At 68.1% G+C, this 1,411-nt stretch carries 1 protein-coding gene; it reads right to left on the bottom strand.

Annotation, left to right across the window (positions count from 1 at the left end):
- Nucleotides 1–22: 22 nt before the first annotated feature.
- Nucleotides 23–1,213, bottom strand: coding sequence for an IS110 family RNA-guided transposase (locus IF47_RS0126610; protein WP_031511564.1), 1,191 nt, complete (start codon nt 1,211–1,213; stop codon nt 23–25).
- Between the last annotated feature and the right edge of the window lie 198 nt (nt 1,214–1,411).

The following is a 1,411-nucleotide window of genomic DNA, read 5'->3' as shown; positions in this document are numbered from 1 at the left end:
AAGGAGCTTCCCAATCGGGTTGTCAAGCCACAGCAGTGACGGGAGGTGAAGCGTGGTAACACTCACCGTCACGGATCATCGCCCACAGGACGTTCACGCGACGGCGGGCAAGGGCCAGGACAGCTTGTTTGTGCCCCTTCCCCTCCCGCCTCTTGCGGTCGTAGTACGCCTTCGAGGCCGGGCAACAGCGCAAGCTGACCATGGCCGACAGGTACATGGACCGCAGCAGCCCGCGGTGGTAGCGGCGGGGTCTGCGCAGATTGCCGCTGACCCGTCCGGAGTCACGGGGCTGCGGAGCCAGGCCGGCGAAGCCCGCCAGCCGGTCCGAGCTGCCGAACACGTCCATATCCCCGCCGGTCGCGGCGAGGAACTCCGCGCCGAGCTTGGGACCCATGCCGGGCATACTGCTGATCACTTCGGCGTGCGGATGCTCGCGAAACCGGGCCTCGATCAGGGCGTCGAGCTCGGCGATCTCCTCATCGAGGGCCATCACCCCCTTCGCGAGGCGAACCACCATGGCGGCGGCCAACTTCTCGCCAGGCAGGGCCGTGTGCTGGGCCTGGGCGGCTTCCACGACCGTCTTCGCGAGGGCAGCGGCACTGCGGACCTTGCGGTTCTTCAGCCACGTCTCGACCCGCCTGGCTCCTGCACGGCGGATGGCCGCCGGGGTCTGGTAGCCCGTCAGCAGCAGGATCGGACCCTGATTCGTCAGGTCCAGGGCCCGCTCCAACGCGGGGAAGATCTCCAGCAGTTGAGCGCGGAGCCGGTTGATCTGCCGGGTGCGGTCGAAGACCAGGTCCAGACGCCGGGTGGTCAGGGTGCGCAGGTCGACGGCGATCTCGTCACCGGGCCGCAGCAGACCCAGGTCGCGACGGACGCGGGCCTGGTCGGCGATGACGAAGGCGTCCTTCGCATCCGTCTTCCCCTCGCCCCGATAGGTGCCCGCGGCCCGGTGCACCGCCAGGCCGGTGAGGTAGGCGACGGGCTGGCCGTGGTCGACCAGCAGGCCGATCAGCAGTGCGGCCCCACCGTGGTTGAGGTCGACCGCCCACAGCACATCGCGCGATATGTCCAGCACGTCGCCGATCAGTTCCAGCAGTTCGGATTCGTCGTTCCGGACCCGGCGGGACAGCAGCCTCTCGCCGTGCGCGTTGATCACCACCGCGTGGTGATGGGTCTTGCCGATGTCCACCCCGGCCCAGATCTCGGGCACGGTCACCTCCGCCAGTTCGCCGTCACATCCATCCCGCAGACGACCTCGCCGACGTTGCCCTACAGAAGCGATCGAGTCGCATTTCCCAATTGGTGGTCGAGTCGTCGCGGGGCCCTGGGTGGCCAAGCTCCTTAAGCCATCTCGCGGTCTCCACCGTGCCAGCCATACCCGGGACCCCGGGTCCACCGATCTTACGAA

Source organism: Streptomyces megasporus, assembly GCF_000718985.1.
Lineage (GTDB): Bacteria > Actinomycetota > Actinomycetes > Streptomycetales > Streptomycetaceae > Streptomyces > Streptomyces megasporus.
The sequence above is the reverse complement of the archived record's forward strand: the minus strand, read 5'-3'. Positions and strand labels throughout refer to the sequence as shown.